Consider the following 22,259-nt stretch of genomic DNA (forward strand, 5'->3'; position numbering starts at 1 on the left):
CCTTTCACCGGGCGTCTTCTTCTCAATCAATGGAGCAGGTCGTTATGGGAAACATCCTTGCCGACATCGATAGGGCCCAGGCGCGCCATCAGCCCGAATGGGACAGTCCCGCACAGGTCGAGCTCGTACGGGCGATGCTGTCATCCGTCACACCGCTGGTGACCGCGACGCAGGTCGAGAGCCTCCGCTCCCAGCTGGCCCGCGTCGCCGCCGGCGAGATGCACGTGTTGCAGGCCGGGGATTGTGCGGAGGACCCGGCCGAGTGCACCGCCGGGCATATTCAGGGCAAGACCGGACTCATCGATCTGCTCGCCCAGAACCTGGAGACCGCCACCGGCAGGCGGACACTGCGGGTCGGGCGGATCGCGGGGCAGTTCTCCAAGCCCCGCTCCAGCCGGGTCGAGAAGATCGGCGACGACGAGCTGCCGTCCTTCTTCGGGCACATGATCAACGGGCCGGAGCCCACCCACGAGAGCAGGCGTCCCGATCCGCTGCGCATGCTCACGGGCTACATGGCGGCGCGGGAGATCACGACGCGGCTCGGGTGGGTCGGGTCGACACCTCGGCCTGCCGGGCCTGTTGTCTGGACCAGCCATGAAGCGCTGCTCCTGGACTACGAGTTGTCGATGCTCCGAGAGCTGGACGACGGCCGGCACCTGCTCGGCTCCACCCACTGGCCGTGGATCGGTGAGCGGACCCGGCAGATCGACGGCCCGCACGTCGCGCTGCTCGCCGAGGTGGCCAACCCGGTTGCCTGCAAGGTCGGTCCGTCCATGACGGTCGGCGAGATCGTCGAGCTGTGCGACCGGTTGGACCCGGAGCGGGAGGCGGGCCGGCTCTCACTCATCGTGCGCATGGGCGCCGACCTCGTCGCCGCCAGGCTGCCCCGGCTCGTCGGGGCGGTGCGGTCGGCCGGGCACCCGGTGGTCTGGCTCAGCGACCCGATGCACGGGAACACCGACTGCGCGGCCGACGGCACCAAGTACCGGCTCGTGGAAACCGTCGCCCGTGAGGTCCGCGGCTTCCGGCGGGTCCTGGACCTGGCGGGGGTTCCGGCCGGGGGGCTGCACCTTGAGGCGACCCCCGACGACGTGACCGAGTGCGTACTGGACCCGGCCGAGCTGGGTTCGGGCCCCGTCACCAGCTTGTGCGACCCGCGACTCAACACCCCCCAGGCCATCAAGGTGGTCTCGGCGTGGTCCGAGTACTGAGATTCCTAGAGAGGGAGCCTTTGATGACGGGAATACCGCCGATCGCGCCTTACGGACTGCCGCTGAGGGACGCGCTGCCGGAGAACACCGTGCGCTGGACCGTCGACCCGGATCGGGCGGTGCTCCTCGTCCACGACATGCAGAGCTATTTCCTCAGGCCCTTCGAGGAAGGCATGCGCGGCGAACTGGTGACCAACATCGCCGACCTCAAGAAGCGCTGCGGAGCGCTGGGGGTGCCGGTGGCGTACACCGCCCAGCCCGGCGGGATGACGGACCGGCAACGGGGGCTCCTGAAGGACTTCTGGGGCCCTGGCATGCGCACCGACGAGACCGAACGCGCGGTCGTTCCCGAACTCGCACCCGACGCGGACGACTGGGTGAGCACGAAATGGCGCTACAGCGCGTTCTTCGGGTCGGAACTGCTACACCGCATGCGCGCGCTGCGGCGCGACCAGTTGATCATTTGCGGCGTCTACGCGCATATCGGTGTGCTGTCGACCGCTTTGGACGCCTTCTCCCACGACGTCCAGCCCTTCCTGGTCGCCAACGCGCTCGGCGACTTCTCGGAAGCCCACCACGAAATGACCCTCGAATACGCGGCACGGTGCTGCGCCATGGTGGTCCGAACCGAGGACGTGCTGGCATGAGCGCCCTGCTGGAGCAGGTTCTCGCGCTGGAACTGCCCGCCTTCGCGATCATCCACCGTCCCGAGAGCGGCTCCCCCGGCACGCTGGACGTCCTGACCGGTCGGGTGACCGAGTACAAGTCGCTGGACGACATCCCGCTGGCCGACGACTCCGGGCCGGGGCCCGCGCTCGACACGCTGGTGCTCGTCCCCTACCGGCAGCTGGCCGACCGGGGCTTCGCCGCGCGGGACGACGCCACGCCCCTGCTCGCGATGAGCCTCACCGCTCGCGACACGGTGCCGGTCGCCGAGGCGCTGGCCCGCTTCCCGCAGGTCCCGACGGAATTGACCGGCGGTCACTTCGACGTGGACGACGCCGCCTATGCGCGGATGGTGCGTCGGATCGTGACCGAGGAGATCGGCACCGGTGAGGGTGCCAACTTCGTGATGAAGCGCTCGTTCGTCGCTGACATCGGCGACTACTCCCTGCACAGCGCCCTGTCGTTCTTCCGGCGGCTGTTGGAGCGCGAGGAGAGGGCCTACTGGACCTTCGTCATCCACACCGGCCGCAACACCCTGGTCGGTGCGACACCAGAACGCCATGTCTCGCTCACCGGCGGCACGGCCGTCATGAACCCGATCAGCGGCACGTACCGGTATCCGTCCGGCGGCCCCACCTTGCAGGGGGTCATGGAGTTCCTCGCCGACACCAAGGAGACCGACGAGCTCTACATGGTCCTCGACGAGGAACTGAAGATGATGGCCCGGCTGTGCGACGACGGGGGGCGCGTCCACGGGCCGTATCTGAAGGAGATGGCGCGGCTGGCGCACACCGAATACCTGATCGAGGGCAGGACGGGCCGCGATGTGCGTGAGGTCCTGCACGAGACGATGTTCGCCCCGACCGTCACCGGGAGCCCGCTGGAGAGCGCCGCCAAGGTCATCTCGCGCTACGAGCCGAAGGGACGCGCCTACTACAGCGGGGTCGCCGCGCTGATCGGACGGGACGCGGCCGGGCAGCAGACACTCGACTCGGCGATCCTGATCCGGACGGCCGACATCGATCCCGGCGGACGGATGAACATTTCCGTGGGGGCCACACTGGTGCGCCACTCCGACCCGATGGCCGAGGTCTCCGAGACCCGCATCAAGCTGGCGACCCTGCTCAACGCGCTCAAGTCCGAGCACGCGTCCGGCTACGCGGCCGACCCGGAGGTCCGCGCCGCGCTTGATCGCCGTAACGACGGGATCGCGGGTTTCTGGCTCCGGGACAAGGGCGACCGCCCGCCGGCCGGGGCCCCGCTGGACGGTATGACGGCACTGGTCGTGGACGCGGAGGACACCTTCACCGCGATGCTCGACCAGCAGTTGCGGTCACTGGGGTTGTGCGTGGAGGTCCGCCGCTTCGACGAGCCGTACGACGTGGCGGCCCACGACCTGACGGTGTTCGGTCCCGGTCCGGGAGATCCGCGGATGACCTCCCACCCCAAGATCGCCAAGCTGCGGCAGTCGATCGACACCGCGCTGGCGAGTCGCCGGCCGATGCTCGCCGTATGCCTGAGCCATCAGGTACTCAGCACGAGGCTCGGCCTCGACCTGCACCGCCGCGAGGTACCCAACCAGGGTGTGCAGCGGGAGATCGAACTGTTCGGCGTGCGCGAACGCGTGGGCTTCTACAACACGTTCGCCGCGCACAGCGCGGTGTGCAGGCGAACCGTCGAAGGGATCGGGGTGGTCGAGGTGAGCCGGGACCGGGAGACCGGCGAGGTGAACGCGCTGCGCGGGCCGGGCTTCGCGTCGGTTCAGTTCCACGCCGAGTCGGTGCTCACCGTCGACGGCCCGCGCATCATCCGAGAGGCGATACAGGGGGTGCTCGGCCGATGAGGGTGACTGTCGTCTGGTGGGACCTGGCCAGGTCCCACCAGACCGTCGAATCCCTGGAGCAGGATCTCCGTGACGGCTCGGTCGAGCCGTGGCGCGAGGTCGAGGGACTGCGCCTGAAGCTGTGGATCGCCGACCGTGAACGCGGCCGTTGGGGCGCGGTCATGTGGTGGGATCCGGACGTTCCGGCGGATCAGCCGCTGCCCCCCAACCGGGCGGCCGAGCTGATCGGTTACGCACCCGACCAGCGCGCGAGCTTCGACGTGGCGGCGGTGGCCGAGGGGATCGATCCGCTCGGCCTCGCCTTCTCCGCCGGGCCCTCGACATCAGCACAAGCCGTGGAGCGCCGATGATGCACCGATACACAGTCGTGGACGCTTTTGCCAGCGAGCCGCTGCTGGGCAACCCGGTCGCCGTCTTCTTCGACAGCGAGGACCTGACCGGCGGGACGATGCAACGCATCGCCAAGGAGATGAACCTCTCCGAGGTCACCTTCGTCCTGCCGGCCGAGCAGGGCGGCGACGCACGGATCAGGATCTTCACCCCGGTGAACGAACTGCCGTTCGCCGGGCACCCGATGCTCGGCACGGCCTTCGCGCTCGGCCGGGCCTGGAGCCGCGACAGGCTGCGGCTGGAGACCGCGATGGGTGTCATCCCGTGCGAGCTGGGCACCCGCGACGGCGCCGCGTGGGTCCGGATGGAACAGCCGGTCCCGAGTTGGAAGCCCTACGACCACGCCACGGACCTCCTGGCCGCACTCGGGGTCGGGTCGTCGACGGCCCCGGTCGAGATCTACCGCAACGGCCCGCGGCACGTGTTCGTGGGGTTGAGCGACGTCGAGGCGCTCTCCGCGCTCCACCCGGATCATCGCGCCCTCTCCCGCTTCCCCGACATGGCCGCCAACTGCTTCGCCGAGGCGGACGGGGGCTGGCGGACGCGGATGTTCTCCCCCGCCTACGGCGTGGTCGAGGACGCGGCGACCGGTTCCGCCGCCGGGCCGCTCGCGATTCACCTGGCCAGGCACGGATTCGCCGAGTACGGGCAGGAGATCCGAATCACCCAGGGCGTGGAAATGGGACGCCCGTCGGTCATGAGGGCGACCGCCGAGGGAGTCGGCGAATCAATTCACTCCGTTCACGTCGGCGGGCACGCCGTCGTGATCGCCGAGGGAACAATCAATGTCTGACGGGGGAGCCTTTCATGGACGCAAGTGAATTCGAGTCCCTCAGCGGAAAGGTCGACCTCCCTTTCCCCGAGTACGACGAGCCGCCGTCGGAACCTCTCCAGCTGGTGCGCGACTGGATTTCCGAGGCACGGGAAAGCGGGGTCCGCGAGCCCACCGCGCTGGCGCTGGCCACCGCGGACTCCAGCGGCCGCGCCTCCAACCGGGTCGTCGCCATCACCGAGGTCACCGACCTCGGTCTGGTGTTCACCAGCCACAGCTGTAGCCAGAAAGGACGCGAACTCGCCGCTACGGGCTGGGCGTCGGGCCTGCTGTACTGGAGGGAGACCGGTCAGCAGATCATTCTCTCCGGTCCCGTCGTACTCCTGCCCGACGCCGAGTCGGACGCCCTGTGGTCCGCGCGGGCGACTCCGTTGCACGCCATGTCGACGGTCACTCAGCAGAGTGAGCCACTGGAGGACCTGGCGGAGGTCGAGGCGCTGCGCGCCAGGGCACGCGGCCTGGAACTGACCGGGGAGCCCCAGCCCCGGCCGGAGTTCTTCGTCGGATACCGACTACAGCCCGCCGTCGTCGAATTCTGGAGCGCGAGCTCGGACCGGCTGCACCGCAGGCTCCGCTACGACCGCGACTCCCTTGAGTGGCGTACGAGCCGACTACAGCCGTAGTCCCCGCTCTCTCGATCGCCGCAATGCCCGAATACACCTGACCCTTTCCTTGGGGGAGAGACAATGCCTTTTACCGCAGAACAGATTCTGGATCTTCCATTCGACGTCCAGCCCGATCCGGACGAATTCATCCGCGCCGCAATGGAGTGGCACTTCAACCCCGAGACCGGCTGCACGTTCTGGCTGGACCGGGCCGCCACGCTCGGCTTCGATCCGCGAGCCGATGTCAAGACGTACGACGACCTCCGGCTGTTCCCGAACCTGGCCGCGGAGCTTCGTGACGTGCGGGGCGAGGACCTGATTCCCAGGGGATACGGACCTCGGCCCGACGTGATCGGGTTCTTCGAGAGCGGCGGCACCACCGGCGCCCCGAAGCGGGTCGTTCTGATGCGGGACTGGCTGGACCGCATGGTGAGCTGGAGCAACGCGAACCTGGACCGCCACGGTGTGCCGCGCGGAGGGAACTGGCTGGGAATCATCCCGACCGGGCCGCATGTCGTGGGCACCCTGTTCCGGCAGCACGCCGTGACGCACGGCCGCCACGGCTTCACGATCGACCTCGATCCGCGCTGGGTGAAGCGGCTCATCGCCGAGGGCCAGTTCGGGCAGGTCGACGCCTACGGCCAACACCTCATCGACCAGGCCGCCGACGTCCTGCGGACACAGGACATCGGCCTGCTCACCATCACTCCGCCGCTGCTGGAACGGCTGTCCAGGGACGAGAAGTTGGTCGCCCTGGTGAACGAGCGGGTGAAGTGCATCAGGTGGGGAGGCACTCAGATGGACGCCGACTCCCGGCACCTCTTCAAGACCGAGGTGTTCCCCGAGGTCGCGCTGTGCGGCGAGTACGGAAGCACGATGATCATCGGGGTCGCGGGCGAGCGGGCCGGGATCTCCGTCGACGGTCCGTGCGTCTTCGACTCGTTCTCCCCCTACGTGACCTTCACGGTCGTCGATCCGAAGGGCCTCGATCCGGTGCCCTACGGAGAGCGGGGCCGGGTGCTGGTCAACCACGTCAGCAAGTCCTTCCTGCTGCCCGGCAACCTGGAACGCGACCTCGCCACCCGGATACCGCAGGTGAACGGCCTGGTCGGGGACTCGGTCGCCGACATCTCCACGGTCGCGGTCTTCGAGGACGAGGACGTCATCGAAGGGGTCTACTGATGATCGACCTGCCCGCGTTCGGTGCGACGGGTGCCTACCGCGCCAGGAACATACAGACGGTCACCGATGTGGCGGGCACCGCCCTCGCGGAACTGAGCCTCGTACCGCCGTTGTACGTCAACCGCACCATGGCCGCACTGCGCCGGAGCGGCGTCATGCCGGCCGACGAACGGGCCGACGCGATGATCCATGCGGCCACGCTCTTCGCGACCGGGACGATCGACGGCCTGACCGTCGAGCAGTACCAACACGCCGTCAGCAGGGTCGGTGGCGTCCCGATCTCCTCCGTCGTCGCGGCGACCACGACGGTCGCCGAGCGGGTGGCGAAGGCCCATGAGAGCGTCCAGTACGCGCGCCCACGGGGAGCGGTCGACAACTGGCGTGATCCGCTGACGCGGACCGGGCGTTCGGTGTGGACTCGGCGCGGAGACGTGTTCGCCGTGCACTCCGCGGGCAACCACCCCGGCACCCACAGCATCTGGCCGGAGGCACTGGCGCTGGGCTACCGCGTCGCGGTCCGCCCGTCGAGCCGCGATCCCTTCACCCCGCACCGGCTGGTGGCGGCCCTGCGGAGTGCTGGATTCGCCGACGACCAGGTGGTGCTCCTGCCCACCGACCACGCCGGTGCCGACGCCATCCTGCGCGGCGCCGACCTGGGGATGGTGTACGGCGGCGAGGAGGTGACCCGCAAGTACGGCCAGGCCGCGACGGTGCTGCCGCAGGGGCCGGGCCGGTCGAAGATCCTCATCACGGCCGACGTGGACTGGCGCGACCACCTGGACGTGATCGTCGCCTCCGTGAGCGGCCACGGCGGGACCGGATGCGTGAACACGACGGCCGTCTTCGTGGAGGGCGACCCGGCTCCGCTCGCCGAGGCCGTCGCGGCACGGTTGTCCGGCGCGACCGCCTTGCCGCCCGAGGACGACAAGGCCGTACTCCCCGTACAGCCGGTCGCGGTCGCCAAGGCGATCGAGACGTACTTGCTCAAGAAGGCTGCGGGCGCCCGGCCTTGGCTCGGCGGCGACGGCGTCGTGGGCGAACTCGGGGACGGGAGCGCCGCGTTGCTGCCTGCCGTCTTCCAACTCGACGATCCGGCCGCCCCGCAAGCGGGTGTGGAACTGCCGTTCCCGTGCGTGTGGTTCGCGCCGTGGACACCCGAGGCCGGTACAGGCCCGTTGAGGAACACGCTCGTGCTCAACGCGCTGACGCACGACACCCGGCTCGTCGACCGCCTGCTCGACGAGCCGACCATCAGCAACCTGTACCTGGGAAGCCTGCACACCTACTGGATGGATCCCTCGGTACCGCACGACGGCTACCTCGCCGACTTCCTCATGCGGAACAAGGGCGTCGTCCGGAACGGACTCCCCGTGCCTGTCCCCAGCTCCGACGCGATCGAAAGGGTCCTACCGTGTCCCACTCCGTAGCACCGGCCGACGTCCTGATCGTCGGCGGCGGGTCGGCCGGCGCGGTGCTCGCCGCCCGTCTGAGCGAGAACCCGGCCCGGCGCGTCGTCCTGCTCGAAGCCGGGCCGGACTACGGCCCCACCCGGTTCCCCGCCGCGCTGCTCGACGCCAACCGCATAGCCGATCTCGATCACGACTGGGGATACATCTCACGGGGCGGGCGGCTGAGCCCCGAGGTCGCCGCTCTGCGCGGCAAGGTGATCGGCGGGAGTTCCGCCGTCAACGCCGGCGCGGCCCTCCGCGCCCGCCCCCGCGACTTCGCCCGCTGGGCCGAGAACGGGCTCGACGACTGGAGCTTCGCCGACGTCCTGCCGTACTTCCGCGCCCTGGAGAACACCCCCACCGGCCAGGACGAGTTCCACGGGCGCGGCGGGCCGATGCCCGTGCGCCAGCTGGTCGACTCCGAGCTGACGCCCACGCATCGCGCCTTCATCGACGCCGCGGTCGCCCGTGGCCACAAGCGGATCACCGACTTCAACGGCAGCGAGCAGGACGGCGTCGGACCCTTCGCGGTCAACGTCCTCGACGGGATCCGGCAGAACACCGCGCTGGTCTACCTCACCCCTGAGGTGCGCGCCCGCCCGAATCTCACCGTGCACGGTGACGTCACCGTCGACCGGGTCCTGTTCCGCGGGGGCGTTGCGACCGGAGTGGTCACCGCCGACGGGACCGTGCACGACGCCGACGAGGTGATCCTCTCCGCCGGGACCTACGCGAGCCCGGCGATCCTGCTGCGCTCCGGCATCGGCCCCGCCGCCGAACTGGCGGCACTCGGCATCGAGCCCCTCGCCGACCTGCCCGTCGGAGAACATCTCCAGGACCACGCCTTCTGCCCCGCGGTCCATGCCCTCGCCCCGGGGCGAGGGGAGATGTCTCCGGCCCTCGGCGCGCTGCTGTGGACCGCCTCCAGCGAGGCCGCGGACGGCGAACTCGACCTGAACGTCGTCGCCGTGCACCCCAACGGGGCTCCGTTCATGCCGCCCGGCGGCGTCATCGCCCTGGCCACGGCTCTCGTGCTCCCCGAGGCGCAGGGCTCGGTACGCCTCGCCGGCCGCGATCCGCTGGCCCAGCCGCTGATCGACCACAACTACCTCGGCACCGAGCGCGACCGCCGACGCATGCTCGAAGGCGTCCGAATCGCCCGCGACCTGGCCCGTGACCCGGCACTCGCGCCATCACTAGCCGGGCTTCTGATGCCAAGCGAACTGCCCGACGACGCCGAGGAGTTGACGCGGGTGATCGAATCCAGCCTCTCCATCTACGGCCACCCCACCTCCACCGCCCCCATGGGTGCCGCCGACTCGCCTCAGGCCGTCGTCGACTCCCGCGGAGCCGTGCACGGACTCGCCGCCCTGCGTGTCGTGGACGCCTCGATCATCCCGTACGTGCCCTCCAGCGTCACCAACCTCACCACGATCATGATCGCCGAACGCATCGCCGACCTCGTCTACGGCACGTGACAGCCATGGGCCGCCGAGAGGACGGCCACTCACGGCGATGAACCCTGGCTGAACTCGGCGGAGTTCAGCCAGGGTTCAGAACCCGCGTCAGGCCGAATCGCTGCGCCTGGGGCTGCTGTGCAGGAGAGGACTACAGGATTTGAGGGTCCGCTGGACAGGACTCGTCTCGATCATGCGGATGGAGTCCAGCGCGCTGAGACTGTCGGCCAGATAGTCGTGCAGTTCGCTGGGACTCTTGCACAGGACCAGGGCCACCAGGTTGGTCGGGCCGGTGGTGGAGGCCAGGAAGGCCATTTCCTTGTGCTGGATCAGGGTGTTCGCCACCTGGTTCAGGTGCGCGGGGGCGACGGACATCCACAACAGGGCTTGTGTGGTGATGCCGTACACCTCCGCACTGATCTCGACGTCGAAGGTGAGCATGCCGCTGGCCTGCAAAGCAGTGAGCCGGCGCGTGATGGTCGAGGAGGACTGGCCGGTCTCGGCGGCGAGATCCGTGTAGCTGATACGGCCGTTGTTCTGTAGCGCGGCCAGCAGGTGCCAGTCCGCCGCGGTCAGGGAGGAGCGGACCTTGGGCTCGTCGGCGTCGTCCGGCGGGTCGAGTGCCCGGCGCAGTTGTTCCTGCTGCTCCTTGGTGAGAGCGCTGGTGTGGCCCTGCCATGCGGTGGGACCGCCCAGATAGTTGTGCAGCAGGCGGTGCGCCGACACCTCGGCGATATTGGCCACCCGAGGAATTTCACGGAACAGCAGCGTATGGTGCGCCGCGGAATTCATGACGAAGCATATTTCGGTTCCCCCGGACACCAGCCGCACCCAGGTGGTGTCGTCCCGCCGAGCCAGGCTGTACGCGACGCTCTGGGCGGTGTTCGGGCTGGCCGTGAGCCTCAGAATCCACTTCCCGGCCGACGCCTGCCGCGGGTTCGCCACCCCGACGACGCGAAGCGACAGCTCACTGCTCAGCCGCCCGTAGCGGCGGGCGACTGTTTGCGTGGAGACGCCCAGAACCTCGGCGATCCGGCTGAATGGCGCCCGACCGTCGATACGCAGGGCGTGAATGATACAGTGGTCCAATTCATCTATTGTGGGGACCGTTGACTCGGAAAAGTCGCCCGCTGGCCGCCTAGGGCCATGGACGCTCAGCACGTTTTGCTCAGCAAGGTTTGCGGCACCAGTTTCCCCCGATAGCCTGGGACAGGACCTTGTCAATGGACTTGACTGTCGGCGACAGCGTTTTTCTTCACCAGAGACCCGGCGAATTCCGTTCCACGGTGGTGGTCAGCCAGTTCTCGTGATCGGTCATGCTTTGCCGGGTTTGGCGCGCGGGCATGGAGTCCGCAATCGCGGTCTGAGGAATGCGTGTTCGGTGTCACCGGCCTGCCGGCCTCGGACGCGAGAGCCAGCGGCCTGGCATTCCAAGCGGTCCAGGCCGAACGTTTCGGCAATCTCGCGCGCAGCCGCTGCCACTACACCAGCCCCCCGACCAGCTCCTGAACCACTACGGACCATGACCATCTCCACGATGTGGATATCAATAGATCAAGAGGAATATGCCGGGTTCCTGACATTTCGCCAGAGTTTGGTCGGCAGAATCCACTAGGTCCAGTCTTCGGACGAGTGTACACAGGTTCTCGCTCCTCGTGGGTCCGGCGCAAGCATCTGCCGACGACGGCAACCCACCGACCGCCCCGGCCCTCTGGAGTCAGGGCGTGTTGTGAGCCGCGAGGAAGGGCCGGAGGTGGTCGAGGGTCGCCTCCGGGGCCTCCTCGGGAACGTAGTGGTCGCAGGGCAGGGCCGCGCCGGTGATGTCGTCGGCGTACTCGGACCAGACGGCCGGGACGTCGTAGTGGCGGCCTACGAAACTGTGCTCGCCCCAGAGGGTGAGCAGCGGTTGGGTCAGGCGGTGGCCGGTCGTCGCGTCCTCCTCGTCGTGGACCAGGTCGATCGAGCCGGCCGCGCGGTAGTCCTCGCAGGAGGCGTGGATCGCGGCCGGGTCGGAGAAGCAGCGCACGTATGCGGCCTGGGCGTCCGGGTCGAAGGGGGTGCCGCCGTGGTGCCGGGCGCCCATGCGGGACCGGATCCAGAACTCCGGGTCGCCGCCGATCAGATGCTCGGGGATGCCGTTGCCCGCGGTCAGGAAGAACCAGTGGTAGTAGCCGCGCCCGAAGTCGGCGTCGGCGTGCTGATAGGCGTGCCGGGTCGGCACGATGTCCAGGACCGCGAGGGCGGAGACCGACCGGGGATGGTCGAGCGCGAGGCGGTGGGCGACCCGGCCGCCCCGGTCGTGGCCGACCACCGCGAACCGTTCGAAGCCCAACTCCCGCATGACGAGCAGTTGATCGCGGGCCATGGCCCGCTTGGCGTACGGGGTGTGCCCGGCGTCGGACGGCGGTTTGTCGCTGTCGCCGTAGCCGCGCAGGTCGGTGAGGACCACGGTGTGGGTGTCGGCCAGGCGCGGGGCGATGTGGTGCCAGATGGCGTGGGTCTGCGGGTAGCCGTGCAGCAGCAGGACCGGCGGCCCCTGCCCGGCCGTACGCACGTTGATACGGACGCCGTCCGCGTCGACGGTGTGCCGGGCGAACGAGGCGAGCAGCGGGCTCTTCATGGCCGCTTTCATGGTCCTCTTCATGGTCCGATCCCAGCAGGGCCCGGGCGGCCCGTCCAAGACCCGTGGCCGACAATGCATATAGGCGCGGCCTATCGGCGGACAGGAGCGGGCACGGGAAGGCGGCAGCATGGACGTCCGGCAGCTGGAGTACTTCCTCGCGGTGGTCGACCACGGCGGATTCAACCGTGCGGCGACCGCGCTGTACCTCTCCCAGCCCTCGCTCTCCCAGGCGATCCGGAGCCTGGAACGGGACCTGGGCAGCGAGTTGTTCCACCGGATCGGCCGCCGGGTCGTCCTCACCGAGGCCGGTACGGCGCTCATCGAACCGGCCCGGACCGCCGTCCGCGGCCTCGAACTCGCGCGGGCCAGCGTGGAGTCGGTGCACGGGCTGCGCACCGGCCGGGTGGAGATCGCGGCCATGCCGTCCCAGGCCGTCGCCCCGCTCACCGGGATGATCAGCCGCTTCCACCGGGCCCATCCGGAGGTGTCGGTGACCGTACGGGCCGCGTTCACGCCCCGGGACGTGACCGAGATGGTGCGCACGGGCGTGACCGAGCTGGGACTGCTCGCCTCCCCTGCCACACCCCCGGACACGGAGGTCCGCACCCACCCCCTCGCCGAGCAGCGGTTCGTGCTGCTCGCGCCCCCGGACGGGCCGTTCGCCCCGGGCACGACCGTCGTGGACCGCAGAGACCTGGCCGGGCAGCGGCTGATCGTCGGGCAGCAGGGCACCGGGATGCGCCGGTACGTCGACGACCTGATCGCCGAGGGGGTCGAGGTGACCCTCGCGGTCGAGACCGAGCATCGGGTGGCGATCCTGCCGCTGGTCCTGGCGGGCGCGGGCCTCGCCGTAGTCACCGACGCCTGGCGGGAGTTGGCCCGGCGGGCGGGCGTCCGGGTGCTGGACCTGGAGCCGCGTACCGGCCTGCGGGTGACGCTGGTCGCCCGGCACGGCGCGACGACCCCGGCGGCGGAGGCGTTCCTGCGTACGGCACTGGCGGAGGACGCGGATCCGCCCCCGTTATAAGCGCCCCCTATAAGCCACATGGGCAGCCGGTCTTGGACGCACCCGACGAACCGTTGCTGCAATCGCTCCCATGTCTCCCCTGAACAAGCACCGCATCGCCCTGATCCCCGGCGACGGCATCGGCACCGAGGTGGTCCCCGCGGCCCGCCGCGTGCTGGACGCCGTCACCGCCCGCCACGGCATCGCGCTCTCCTACGACACCTTCGACTGGTCCTGCGAGCGCTATCTCGCCGAGGGCTCGATGATGCCGTCCGACGGCCTGGACCTGATCCGCGGGCACGACGCGATCCTGCTCGGGGCGGTCGGTTACCCCGGGGTCCCGGACCATGTCTCGCTGTGGGGGCTGCTGATCCCCATTCGGCGCGGCTTCCAGCAGTACGTGAACCTGCGCCCGATCCGCGTCTTCGACGGCGTGCCCAGCCCGTTGCGCGAGGCCCGGCCGGGCGAGGTGGACTTCGTCGTCGTACGGGAGAACGTCGAGGGCGAGTACGGCGAGATCGGCGGGCGGCTGTACCGGGGGCTGCCGGAGGAGACGGCCGTGCAGGAGGCGGTGTTCACGCGCAAGGGCGTGACCCGGATCGTCGATTACGCCTTCGAGTTGGCCGCCGGGCGGTCCGGGCGGCTGACCTCGGCGACGAAGTCCAACGGGATCGTGCACACGATGCCCTTCTGGGACGAGCTGGTCGCCGAACGCGCCGCCCTGCACCCGGGGGTGGCGTGGGACCAGGAGCACATCGACGCGCTGGCCGCGAAGTTCGTGCTGGACCCGGGCCGCTTCGACGTCGTCGTCGCCTCGAACCTGTTCGGCGACATCCTCAGCGACCTGGCGGCGGCGATCGCGGGCAGCATCGGGATCGCGCCCGCGGCCAACCTCAACCCCGAGCGGGACTTCCCCTCCATGTTCGAGCCGGTGCACGGCTCGGCCCCCGACATCGCCGGACGCGGCACGGCCAACCCGCTCGGCGCGATCTGGTCCGCCGCGATGATGCTGGACCACCTCGGCCACCCCGAGGCGGCCGGAACCGTCACCGACGCGATCGCCGTCCTGCTGTCCACGACCCGGCTGCGCACCCCGGACCTCGGGGGCACGGCGACCACGGCCGAGTTCACGGCGGGGCTGATCGACCTGCTGTGACGGCGACGGACTACGCGCCCCGCTCTTCGTCGCCCAGGGGCTGCGCGCGTCCACGTACAAGGGGCTGCCCCCCTTGGGGACGGGACGGTGAATCGGGCGGTGGCCGGTAGGCTCCCCTGTTGCCGGCCGACCCCCGCCCGAGTCTCTCGCTCTCGGTGGCGTCCGCGCTTCGTGTGAGAAAAGCCGGAGCACTTCCGAAAGTGGTCTGTGATGCCACTCAGGCCAGTTCGGCGGGGCCCTCGTGAATGCTGCTGGCCCGCTCGTACAGCCGCTGGCGCGCCCTGCCGCCGACCCGGCGGATACCGGATCGTGTGTCGTTGAGCGCGCGCGAGACCTCGGAGACCACCTGCATGGACTCGGCCATCTGCTCGAAAAGACCGGCAGTGGACGGAGCCCATGTTCCTTCCGGTGCGTGCCGTTGTCCTACCGACGCGCACTTGGTGAGCAACTCGCTCATCAGGCGGTGGAATTCAACAACGTCCTCGTCGGTGAAGTCGTCAATGGTTAATTGATACATATTCGGCGCAGTCGGACCGCGCATACGCAAAACTCCTTGGCGGTGGGTGAGGAAAGACAGACGGAGAGCGCCAGTTCCCCATCCCGGCTCCCCCGTCGACCGGCACGACGGCGCCGGTGATGTGAGCGGCGTCGTCGGAGGCCAGGAACGCGACGCGGCCCTTCCTGGCGCGAACCGCGAGCAGACCCTCGGGCGGCCCTCCCGTCCGACAGGTCACCGCGACACGGTCACCGGCGACTGCCGTACGACGAGCGACATCCAGGCCGATACCGCGATTACCCCCGGCGATCAGGACTGAACGGGACACAGAACGCCTTTCCGGTTTGTTTGCGACGAACTCCGTTTGTTGTCGCTCGAACAACCATGCTCGACATGAGCGCGCGCAGGAAGCCTCAGCATGTGCGACTGCCTAATGCTGAGGGGGATAAAGAGTGCACAACGCCGACAACCGTGCGACTCACCGGGGGCACGAGCACCAGTTCCTGGAACCGACGCCTCAGAAATCGCGAGCGGCGGATCGCGGGTAGCGTCGCCGACGAACTGTCGCCCGCAGGAACGGATCCGCCAGCGTGACCGACCCGTTGCAGGACTCCCGGTTCTTCGCCGACCCCTATCCGACCTACGCCCGGCTGCGGAATGCGGCGCCGGTGCAGCGGGTGCCCACCGGTTCGGCGGGGCGCGTCAGCTATCTGGTCACGGGATACGCGGAGGCCCGGGAGGCGTTCGCCGATCCCCGGCTCTCCAAGAACACCGCGCGATTCTTCGCGGGCCGACTGTCCGACCGCGATCTCCATCCGGCGGTCGCGCGGAACATGCTGGCCACCGATCCCCCGGAACACGCGCGGCTACGGGCCCTGGTGACAAAGGCGTTCAGCACCAAAGCCGTCGCACGGCTGCGCCCCCGCATCGCGGGTCTCGTCGACGAACTGCTCGACGCCTGGCCGGAACACGGACCGGCGGACCTCGTCGCCGACCTCGCGGTACCGCTGCCGGTCACCGTCATCTGCGAGCTGCTGGCGGTGCCCGAGGCCGACCGCGAGCTGGTGCACACGTGGTCCGGTGAGCTGTTCGCCGCGGGAGATCCGCGGCGGATCGACGTCGCCTCGCACGCCGTCGGCACGTACATGACGGACCTGGTCGCCGCCCGGCGCGCCTCCCCCGGCGAGAGTCTGCTCGACGATCTCATCGCGGTACGCGACGGCCAGGACCGGCTGACCGAGGACGAACTCGTCGCGCTCGCCGTGCTGTTGCTCGTGGCCGGTCACGAGACCACCACCAACTTCATCGGCAACGCGGCCCTGGCACTGCTCCAACACCCGGAATCCCTGGCCCGGTTGAAGGCCGAGCCGGAGCTGTTCGGCACCGCGCTCGACGAGTTGCTGCGCTTCGACTCGCCGGTCGGCATCGCCACGTTCCGCTACAGCACCGAGGCACTCACGCTCGGCGGGACCGACATCCCCGCCGGTGTTCCCGTGCTCATCGCGCCCGGCGCCGCCAACCGCGACCCCGCGCGCTTCCCCGACCCGGACCGGCTCGACCTCGACCGCGGTGCCACCGGGCACCTCGCCTTCGGCCACGGCATCCACCGCTGCCTGGGCGCACCGCTCGCGCGGGCCGAGGGTGAACTGGCGCTCCGGGCCGTCTTCGCCCGCTTCCCCGACGTACGACTGGCACGTCCCGTGGAGGAACTGGAATGGCGGCACACGCGGTTGACGCGCGGGCTCACGTCCCTGCCGGTCGTCGTATGACGTGGTGACGTGGTGTCAACTCGCCCTGGCTGGGCCGGAGTTGTCGACGGCCAGGGTGACAGCGAGTGCGCCCAGCACCGTACCCATCGCGTAGCGCTGCACCTTCAGCCAGGAGGGGCGGCGGGCGAGGAAGACGGCAATCGCGCCGGCCGCCAGGACGATGGCGAGGTTGACCGCGATGCTGACCACGATCTGGACCGAGCCGAGGACGAGGCCCTGGAGGAGGACGTGCCCCTTGTCCAGGTCGATGAACTGGGGGATGAGCGAGAGATACATGATGGCGATCTTCGGGTTGAGCAGGTTCGTCATCAGGCCCATGGTGAACAGCTTGCGCGGTGAGTCGTGCGGTACGTCCTGCGGAGCGAAGACGGAGATCCCGCCCGGCTTCAGGGCGTTCCAGGCCAGGTGGGCGAGGTATCCGGCACCCGCGAGCTTCACCGCGAAGTACAGCTCGGGCACGGCGACGAAGAGGACCGACAGGCCCAGGTTCGCGGCGAGCAGATAGACCATGAAGCCGAGTGCCACCCCGCCGAGGGAGACCATTCCGGCGCGTCTGCCCTGGGTGATGCTGCGGGAGACGAGATAGATCATGTTCGGGCCGGGGGTGAGCACCATGCCCAGAGCCACCACCGACACGCCGAGTATGCCGCTCAGTTCGACCATGTCCGGAGGGTATTCCAGACCAATACCTCAATGCAATGCCCATATTGCACTCGGTGCAATTCAATGATTGAATTGACGCCCGATCCAGAAGGCCGGAAGAAAGCCAGAAGAAGGCCAGAAGTCGAGAAGGGCGGGAGAGCAGTGCGGGACTATCAGAGCGTCGCCGACACCGTGGCCGGGGAGATCAGGTCCGGTGCCCTCCGGCCCGGCGACCGGCTTCCCCCGCAGCGCGAGTTCGCCCGGCGGCACGGCATCGCCAACTCCACCGCCACGCGCGTGTACCGGGAACTGGCCCGGCGTGGCCTGACGGTGGGCGAGGTGGGCCGCGGCACCTTCGTCCGCGCGCTGTCCGCCGACCCCGCCGACTCCGCCCCCGCGCTCACCGAACCCGCCGACGGCCGCCGCGTCGACCTGGAGCTGAACTACCCGGTCGTACCCGAGCAGAGCGCGCTCCTCGCCGAGGGTCTCGCCGGTCTGCTGCGGCCCGACGCCCTCGGGTCCGCCCTGCGGCCGGTCGGCACGTCCGGTTTCCCGGCCGCACGGGAGTCCGCCGCCGACACGCTCGCCCGCGGCGGCTGGCGCCCGGACCCGGCGCGGATCCTCTTCGCGGGCAACGGACGGCAGGCGATCTCTGCCGCCGTCACGGCGCTCGTACCACCGGGTGCCCGGCTCGGCGTGGAGGAGCTGACGTACCCGGTCGTCAAGGCCGTCGCCGCCCGGCTCGGCATCACCCTCGTCCCGCTGGCCATGGACGACGCGGGGCTCGTCCCGGAGGCCGTGGAAGAGGCGCACGCCACTTCCCCACTGCACGCCGTCTACGTCCAGCCGAGGCTGCACAACCCGCTGTCGCTCACCATGCCCGCCGAGCGCGTCGAGCGGCTGGCCGAGACGATTCTCCGCCTGGGCGTCCCCGCGATCGAGGACACCATCTGGGCCTTCCTGCGTGACGAACTGCCGCCCCTCGCCGCGTACGCCCCCGAGCGGACCGTCCTGATCGACAGCCTGTCCAAGCGCGTCGCCCCCGGTCTGACCCTCGGGTTCGCGGTGGCGCCCGGCGCCCTGACGGGCGGGATCGTCGCCGCCCTGCGGTCCGGCGGCTGCACCCCGGGCCGGTTCGCCCTGGAGGTGGCCCACCGCTGGCAGCAGGACGGCACGGTGAAGACGCTGGTGGCGGCCAAACAGAAGGAAGCGACCGTACGGCAGGGGATCGCGGCCCGGCAGCTCGCCGGGTTCGCCGTGCGGAGCGATCCGCGCTCCTTCCACTGCTGGTGGCGACTGCCCCGCCCGTGGCGCGCGGACACCTTCGTCGCGGCGGCCGCGCGGCACGGCATCGGGGTCGTACCGGCCGCCGCGTTCACCGTCGGCCCCCACCACTCCCCCAACGCCGTCCGCCTCGGCCTCGCCACCCCCGACCCGGACACCCTCTCCCGGGCCCTCGGCACCCTCGCCGAACTCGCCCGCTCGACACCGGAGGACCTCGTCACCGACTGACGTGGGCGTGTTCCCTAAGGTGGGTCGCCGTGGATCTCGAAGCAGTACGCACCTTCGTCGCCGTCGCGGAAGCGGGCCAGTTCCAGAAGGCCGCCGCCGACCTGTCGATCACCCAGCAGGCCGTCTCCAAACGCGTCGCCGCGCTCGAACGCGCCCTCGGTGTGCGGCTGTTCACGCGTGCGCCGCGCGGCGCCGAGCTGACCATCGACGGGCAGGCGTTCCTGCCCCACGCGCGCGAACTGCTGCGCGTCGCCGAGCGCGCGAGCGCGTCCGTGCGCCCCGGCCGCCGTCCGCTGCGCGTCGACGTGATCGCCTCGCGCGTCGCACCGTCGGCCCTGATGCGCGACTTCCACCGGGCGCACCCCGAGACCGAACTCGACGTGGTGATGCTGTCCGACGTCGAGACGGCCGTCGCCGCCATCCGGTCCGGCGCGATCGACGCGTCCTTCCGCGCCGTCGCGATGCCGGGCCGCCCGCTGCCCGAGGACATCGAGTCCGTCCGGGTGCTCGACGAACCGCACCAGCTCCTCACCGGCCCCGCCCACGCGCTGGCGGGCGCCCGCTCGGTGACCCTCGCCGAACTCACCGGGCACCGGATCTGGATGCCCGGCCTCGTCCCCGGAACCGAGTGGACGGCCTACTACGACGACCTCGTCGCCGAGTTCGGCCTCACCATCGAGGCGACCGGCCCCAACTTCGGCTCCGACGCACTCCTCGACACCGTCGCCGACACCCCGGCCCTGGCGACCCTCACGACCGCGCGAACCCGCCTCGTCTGGCCCACCGGCCACGACCTGCGCCGCATCCCGGTGACCGACCCGACCCCCGTCTACCCCCACTCACTCCTCTGGCACCGCGACAACCCCCACCCCGCACTACCCGCCCTCCGCACCCACCTCGCCACCACGACGACGAACGACCAGGACACCAACGGGACTTGGACACCGGGCTGGGTGATTCCACGCTGACCGGGGCACGCCCCGCCGCACCCACCTCGCCACTACCACGAACGGCCGGAACGCCACCGGGACTTGAACACCGAGCTGGGTGACTCCACGCTGACCGGGCCCGCCCCGCCGAAGATCACCCAGCCCTACGCCGTCGCGAAGGCGAGTCTGCCCCGGCGCACTCCGCTCCACCCCGCATCCGTCCGACAGGACCAGGACACCCCCCAACCGGCACCGGCCGCCCACCTCACCCCCACCTCACCCGCGCTCGCCCACCGCGCCCCCAAGTCTGCCCCCGGTTCTGCCCCCGCGGACTCCCCGCCACCCGGCCCCCGTCCGGTAAGAGGGAAGGGCACCCGTCCAGCGAAGGGGAACCGCGCATGCGTATCCAGGGAGAGCATCACTCGGGCGCCGACCGGGCAGGTGGACGTCCCGTGCCCCGGGCGGCCACCGCCCTGCCTCCGCTCGCCGCTCTCCAACGGGCCGCCGGGAACGCCGCGGTGACCCTCGCGATCCAGCGGGCGCGGGACGAGGAGCACGCCGTAGGGCCGGAAGGTGCGGGGGCCGGAGCGGCCGTGCCGGTGCAGCGGCGGTCGTCCGTCACCGACGCCGTCGGTTCGCCCGGCCGCCCACTGGAACCCCGCATCCTCCAACGTGCCGAGCAGGCCTACCGCATGGACTTCGGTCATGTACGGGTGCACAGCGGGCCGGTCGCCCAGCGCTCGGCCGAGGAACTGAGCGCCCTCGCCTACACCACCGGTTCCCACATCGTGCTCGGCGGCGGCCGGGTCGACGACGAGGTGATGTACGAGGAGGTCGACCACGTCAGACAACAGGCCCTGGGGCCCGTGCCCGGCGCCCTGAACGGCACGGGCGAGAAGGTCTCCCACCCCGACGACCCGTTCGAGCGGAGCGCCGGCGCCAACGGCCGCAAGCTGGCCCGGGGCGCCGCCCCCGATCTCGCCCTGCCCGGAGCCGCCGTACCGGCCGGGGCGGTGCAGCGCAGCGCGGACGGCGAGGTCCCCGTGCAGCGGGCGGACCGCCCAGGCCCGTCGACCGCAACCGCTCCCTCCCCCAGCCCCTCTCCCCCGGCCATCGCCCGGCTCGCGCGGCTGATCGTCGGGGAGGACGGGGCGATCCGGAACAAGGACGTACGGGACGTCATCCACAAGCGGGTCCGCAGTGGGCCGAGTTTCTCGGAGGAGGAGCTTCAGGCGATCCAGGCGGCGGAGGCCGAGGACCCCAAGTGGCTGAAGACCGTGGGGATTTGCACGCACGCCGAGGCGCTGGCCTACATCACGGCGGGTGACTTCCACAGCTGGCTACAGCAGCCGGAGGGCAAGCGGCTGCTCGTGGCCACCCTGCGCTGGCAGCAGAACATCGAGGAGCGCGGCCAGGGGAAGGCCCCGGACAAGCCCACCCGCTCGGACTACCAGCTCGGCCGCCACATGGCCATGCACGCCGAGGGCACCCCGCAGGAGGAGAAGGACCAGCTCACCGGGGAGCGCGACGAGCAGATCTTCCAGACCTTCGTCAGCACCATGCTCCCGCCCGGTATCAGCGACACCGTGCCGGACGCCGACAAGCACCGCGAGCGGGTCGCGCGCGGTACCGACGTGCTGACCAGGATCTTCCTGATCCTGAAGGAGGGGCTGAAGGTCTTCAACCCCAAGGCGAACGTCCACGAGGACTTCGAGGACGACGTCGCCCACGCCCTGGCCTACGGCGGACGCGTCAACATCCGCATTCCGCAGCTCGCCGACGGCCAGCACGGCTACGAGCTGCCCCAGTGGCTGCACATCACCAAGGAGAACCCGAAGCCCTGGGAGCCGAACTCGAAGCCCGCGGACCCGCTGTACCGGCGCGGGTTCGCCACGCATCACATGAAGATCGGCGACAACAGCGCGGACGGGACGAAGCGGGGCGAGTTCGTCGAGAAGGGCGAGATCGGCGCCACCCTGCGGAACTGGGTCGACCCCCACAGCCACCTCTACGGCCTGCCGATGGCCATCGGCGGCTTGGGGAACACCGACTACCACGGCGACACCATCCTGCCGAACGAGTCGTACGGGCACATGTTCATGGGGTACAAGCCGCCGACCCGCAAGCGCGACGGGGCGTTCCAGCTCGGTATCGAGACCGCCGGGCCGAACGGCAGGACGCCCGACGGCTACGAGCACAAGATCACGAGCAGCGAGAAGAACAACAACCCCGTGAGCCAGCTCGGCGGGCACAAGGACGACAAGCTCGGCGCCAAGGCTCCCCTCGAAGCGAGCCAACGCCTGGTCGATCTCAAGGAGTTCGGCGACTGGGTGCAGAAGCTGAAGGACCTGGAGAAGGCCTGGAAGACCGAACTGGCCAAGGCGAAGACCAACGAGGAGAAGGCGGCCCTGTACCGGGACCTGATCGGCAGGCGGGGCGGCGCGTAAATCCGGTCCCGGCTCGGGCGGAGTACGGTTGCGGTACCGAGCGCA

The 22,259-nt window shown here is 69.9% G+C and carries 19 protein-coding genes and 1 pseudogene; 15 read left to right on the forward strand and 5 right to left on the reverse strand.

What is annotated here, in order from left to right; translation table 11 throughout:
• The first annotated feature begins 44 nt into the window (after positions 1–44).
• From ACWIHT_RS20710 to ACWIHT_RS20750, 9 genes are all read left to right on the forward strand, one after another.
• Complete coding sequence (locus ACWIHT_RS20710) at positions 45–1,211, forward strand: 3-deoxy-7-phosphoheptulonate synthase (RefSeq protein WP_456169588.1); 1,167 nt, start codon at positions 45–47, stop codon at positions 1,209–1,211.
• A gap of 23 nt (positions 1,212–1,234) precedes the next feature.
• On the forward strand, positions 1,235–1,858 hold the full coding sequence (locus ACWIHT_RS20715; protein WP_456169589.1) for an isochorismatase family protein: 624 nt from the start codon (positions 1,235–1,237) through the stop codon (positions 1,856–1,858).
• Complete coding sequence (locus ACWIHT_RS20720; RefSeq protein ID WP_456169590.1) at positions 1,855–3,720, forward strand: anthranilate synthase family protein; 1,866 nt, start codon at positions 1,855–1,857, stop codon at positions 3,718–3,720. Before ACWIHT_RS20715 ends, ACWIHT_RS20720 begins: the two co-directional genes overlap by 4 nt.
• Positions 3,717–4,070, forward strand: a complete 354-nt coding sequence (locus tag ACWIHT_RS20725) for a hypothetical protein (RefSeq protein ID WP_456169591.1) — start codon at positions 3,717–3,719, stop codon at positions 4,068–4,070. The genes ACWIHT_RS20720 and ACWIHT_RS20725 overlap by 4 nt, the downstream gene beginning before the upstream one ends.
• The gene (locus tag ACWIHT_RS20730; RefSeq protein WP_456169593.1) at positions 4,067–4,903 is read left to right on the forward strand and encodes a PhzF family phenazine biosynthesis protein; all 837 of its coding nucleotides are present in this window, start codon (positions 4,067–4,069) and stop codon (positions 4,901–4,903) included. Before ACWIHT_RS20725 ends, ACWIHT_RS20730 begins: the two co-directional genes overlap by 4 nt.
• A gap of 14 nt (positions 4,904–4,917) precedes the next feature.
• Positions 4,918–5,565 (forward strand): phenazine biosynthesis FMN-dependent oxidase PhzG, encoded by a 648-nt coding sequence (gene phzG, locus ACWIHT_RS20735; protein WP_456169594.1) that lies wholly within the window; start codon positions 4,918–4,920, stop codon positions 5,563–5,565.
• Positions 5,566–5,628: 63 nt separating this feature from the next.
• Positions 5,629–6,729 (forward strand): phenazine antibiotic biosynthesis protein, encoded by a 1,101-nt coding sequence (locus ACWIHT_RS20740; RefSeq protein ID WP_456169595.1) that lies wholly within the window; start codon positions 5,629–5,631, stop codon positions 6,727–6,729.
• Positions 6,729–8,156, forward strand: a complete 1,428-nt coding sequence (locus ACWIHT_RS20745; protein WP_456169597.1) for an aldehyde dehydrogenase family protein — start codon at positions 6,729–6,731, stop codon at positions 8,154–8,156. The genes ACWIHT_RS20740 and ACWIHT_RS20745 overlap by 1 nt, the downstream gene beginning before the upstream one ends.
• On the forward strand, positions 8,141–9,655 hold the full coding sequence (locus ACWIHT_RS20750; protein WP_456169598.1) for a GMC family oxidoreductase: 1,515 nt from the start codon (positions 8,141–8,143) through the stop codon (positions 9,653–9,655). The genes ACWIHT_RS20745 and ACWIHT_RS20750 overlap by 16 nt, the downstream gene beginning before the upstream one ends.
• Before the next feature lie 87 nt (positions 9,656–9,742).
• Here ACWIHT_RS20750 and ACWIHT_RS20755 read toward each other — a convergent pair whose 3' ends face one another.
• A complete protein-coding gene (locus ACWIHT_RS20755) occupies positions 9,743–10,723 on the reverse strand; it encodes an Lrp/AsnC family transcriptional regulator (protein WP_456169599.1) in 981 nt (326 codons plus the stop codon).
• Between the two features lie 628 nt (positions 10,724–11,351).
• Positions 11,352–12,254, reverse strand: a complete 903-nt coding sequence (locus tag ACWIHT_RS20760) for an alpha/beta fold hydrolase (RefSeq protein ID WP_456169660.1) — start codon at positions 12,252–12,254, stop codon at positions 11,352–11,354.
• A 130-nt stretch (positions 12,255–12,384) separates the two neighbouring features.
• Between ACWIHT_RS20760 and ACWIHT_RS20765 the strand changes: the two genes are divergently transcribed.
• Together ACWIHT_RS20765 and ACWIHT_RS20770 are read left to right on the forward strand one after the other, a co-directional pair.
• Complete coding sequence (locus ACWIHT_RS20765; RefSeq protein ID WP_456169600.1) at positions 12,385–13,284, forward strand: LysR family transcriptional regulator; 900 nt, start codon at positions 12,385–12,387, stop codon at positions 13,282–13,284.
• Positions 13,285–13,363: 79 nt separating this feature from the next.
• On the forward strand, positions 13,364–14,419 hold the full coding sequence (locus ACWIHT_RS20770) for a tartrate dehydrogenase (protein WP_456169661.1): 1,056 nt from the start codon (positions 13,364–13,366) through the stop codon (positions 14,417–14,419).
• Positions 14,420–14,636: 217 nt separating this feature from the next.
• Here the strand turns inward: ACWIHT_RS20770 and ACWIHT_RS20775 are convergent, their stop codons facing one another.
• Both ACWIHT_RS20775 and ACWIHT_RS20780 read right to left on the reverse strand, forming a co-directional pair.
• Positions 14,637–14,960: a hypothetical protein gene (locus tag ACWIHT_RS20775; RefSeq protein WP_456169601.1), complete on the reverse strand. Its 324-nt coding sequence runs from the start codon at positions 14,958–14,960 to the stop codon at positions 14,637–14,639.
• Between the two features lie 145 nt (positions 14,961–15,105).
• Positions 15,106–15,243: pseudogene (locus ACWIHT_RS20780) on the reverse strand (beta-ketoacyl-ACP reductase); the annotation flags it as partial.
• Between the two features lie 262 nt (positions 15,244–15,505).
• Here ACWIHT_RS20780 and ACWIHT_RS20785 point away from each other — a divergent pair.
• Positions 15,506–16,684 carry a cytochrome P450 family protein gene (locus ACWIHT_RS20785; RefSeq protein ID WP_456169602.1) on the forward strand — a complete coding sequence of 393 codons (1,179 nt, stop codon included), beginning with the start codon at positions 15,506–15,508 and terminating at the stop codon, positions 16,682–16,684.
• Positions 16,685–16,699: 15 nt separating this feature from the next.
• Here the strand turns inward: ACWIHT_RS20785 and ACWIHT_RS20790 are convergent, their stop codons facing one another.
• Positions 16,700–17,347 carry a LysE family translocator gene (locus tag ACWIHT_RS20790; RefSeq protein ID WP_456169603.1) on the reverse strand — a complete coding sequence of 216 codons (648 nt, stop codon included), beginning with the start codon at positions 17,345–17,347 and terminating at the stop codon, positions 16,700–16,702.
• Between the two features lie 141 nt (positions 17,348–17,488).
• Between ACWIHT_RS20790 and ACWIHT_RS20795 the strand changes: the two genes are divergently transcribed.
• The 3 genes from ACWIHT_RS20795 (at position 17,489) to ACWIHT_RS20805 (ending at position 22,214) form a co-directional block, all read left to right on the forward strand.
• Positions 17,489–18,838 (forward strand): aminotransferase-like domain-containing protein, encoded by a 1,350-nt coding sequence (locus tag ACWIHT_RS20795; protein ID WP_456169604.1) that lies wholly within the window; start codon positions 17,489–17,491, stop codon positions 18,836–18,838.
• Positions 18,839–18,867: 29 nt separating this feature from the next.
• Positions 18,868–19,806: a LysR family transcriptional regulator gene (locus tag ACWIHT_RS20800; RefSeq protein WP_456169605.1), complete on the forward strand. Its 939-nt coding sequence runs from the start codon at positions 18,868–18,870 to the stop codon at positions 19,804–19,806.
• Between the two features lie 359 nt (positions 19,807–20,165).
• A complete protein-coding gene (locus ACWIHT_RS20805) occupies positions 20,166–22,214 on the forward strand; it encodes an eCIS core domain-containing protein (protein WP_456169606.1) in 2,049 nt (682 codons plus the stop codon).
• Positions 22,215–22,259: the final 45 nt, after the last annotated feature.

Source organism: Streptomyces sp. NPDC002276 (genome assembly GCF_053891435.1).

What these genes read in the sequence shown, in the direction of transcription:
- ACWIHT_RS20710 (WP_456169588.1), top strand. Translation starts at nt 45, where the DNA reads ATGGGAAACATCCTTGCCGACATCGATAGGGCCCAGGCGCGCCATCAG.
- ACWIHT_RS20805 (WP_456169606.1), top strand. Translation starts at nt 20,166, where the DNA reads ATGCGTATCCAGGGAGAGCATCACTCGGGCGCCGACCGGGCAGGTGGA.
- ACWIHT_RS20740 (WP_456169595.1), top strand. Translation starts at nt 5,629, where the DNA reads ATGCCTTTTACCGCAGAACAGATTCTGGATCTTCCATTCGACGTCCAG.
- ACWIHT_RS20720 (WP_456169590.1), top strand. Translation starts at nt 1,855, where the DNA reads ATGAGCGCCCTGCTGGAGCAGGTTCTCGCGCTGGAACTGCCCGCCTTC.
- ACWIHT_RS20775 (WP_456169601.1), bottom strand. Translation starts at nt 14,960, where the DNA reads ATGCGCGGTCCGACTGCGCCGAATATGTATCAATTAACCATTGACGAC.
- ACWIHT_RS20760 (WP_456169660.1), bottom strand. Translation starts at nt 12,254, where the DNA reads ATGAAGAGCCCGCTGCTCGCCTCGTTCGCCCGGCACACCGTCGACGCG.
- ACWIHT_RS20725 (WP_456169591.1), top strand. Translation starts at nt 3,717, where the DNA reads ATGAGGGTGACTGTCGTCTGGTGGGACCTGGCCAGGTCCCACCAGACC.
- ACWIHT_RS20745 (WP_456169597.1), top strand. Translation starts at nt 6,729, where the DNA reads ATGATCGACCTGCCCGCGTTCGGTGCGACGGGTGCCTACCGCGCCAGG.
- ACWIHT_RS20790 (WP_456169603.1), bottom strand. Translation starts at nt 17,347, where the DNA reads ATGGTCGAACTGAGCGGCATACTCGGCGTGTCGGTGGTGGCTCTGGGC.
- ACWIHT_RS20715 (WP_456169589.1), top strand. Translation starts at nt 1,235, where the DNA reads ATGACGGGAATACCGCCGATCGCGCCTTACGGACTGCCGCTGAGGGAC.
- phzG (WP_456169594.1), top strand. Translation starts at nt 4,918, where the DNA reads ATGGACGCAAGTGAATTCGAGTCCCTCAGCGGAAAGGTCGACCTCCCT.
- ACWIHT_RS20765 (WP_456169600.1), top strand. Translation starts at nt 12,385, where the DNA reads ATGGACGTCCGGCAGCTGGAGTACTTCCTCGCGGTGGTCGACCACGGC.
- ACWIHT_RS20730 (WP_456169593.1), top strand. Translation starts at nt 4,067, where the DNA reads ATGATGCACCGATACACAGTCGTGGACGCTTTTGCCAGCGAGCCGCTG.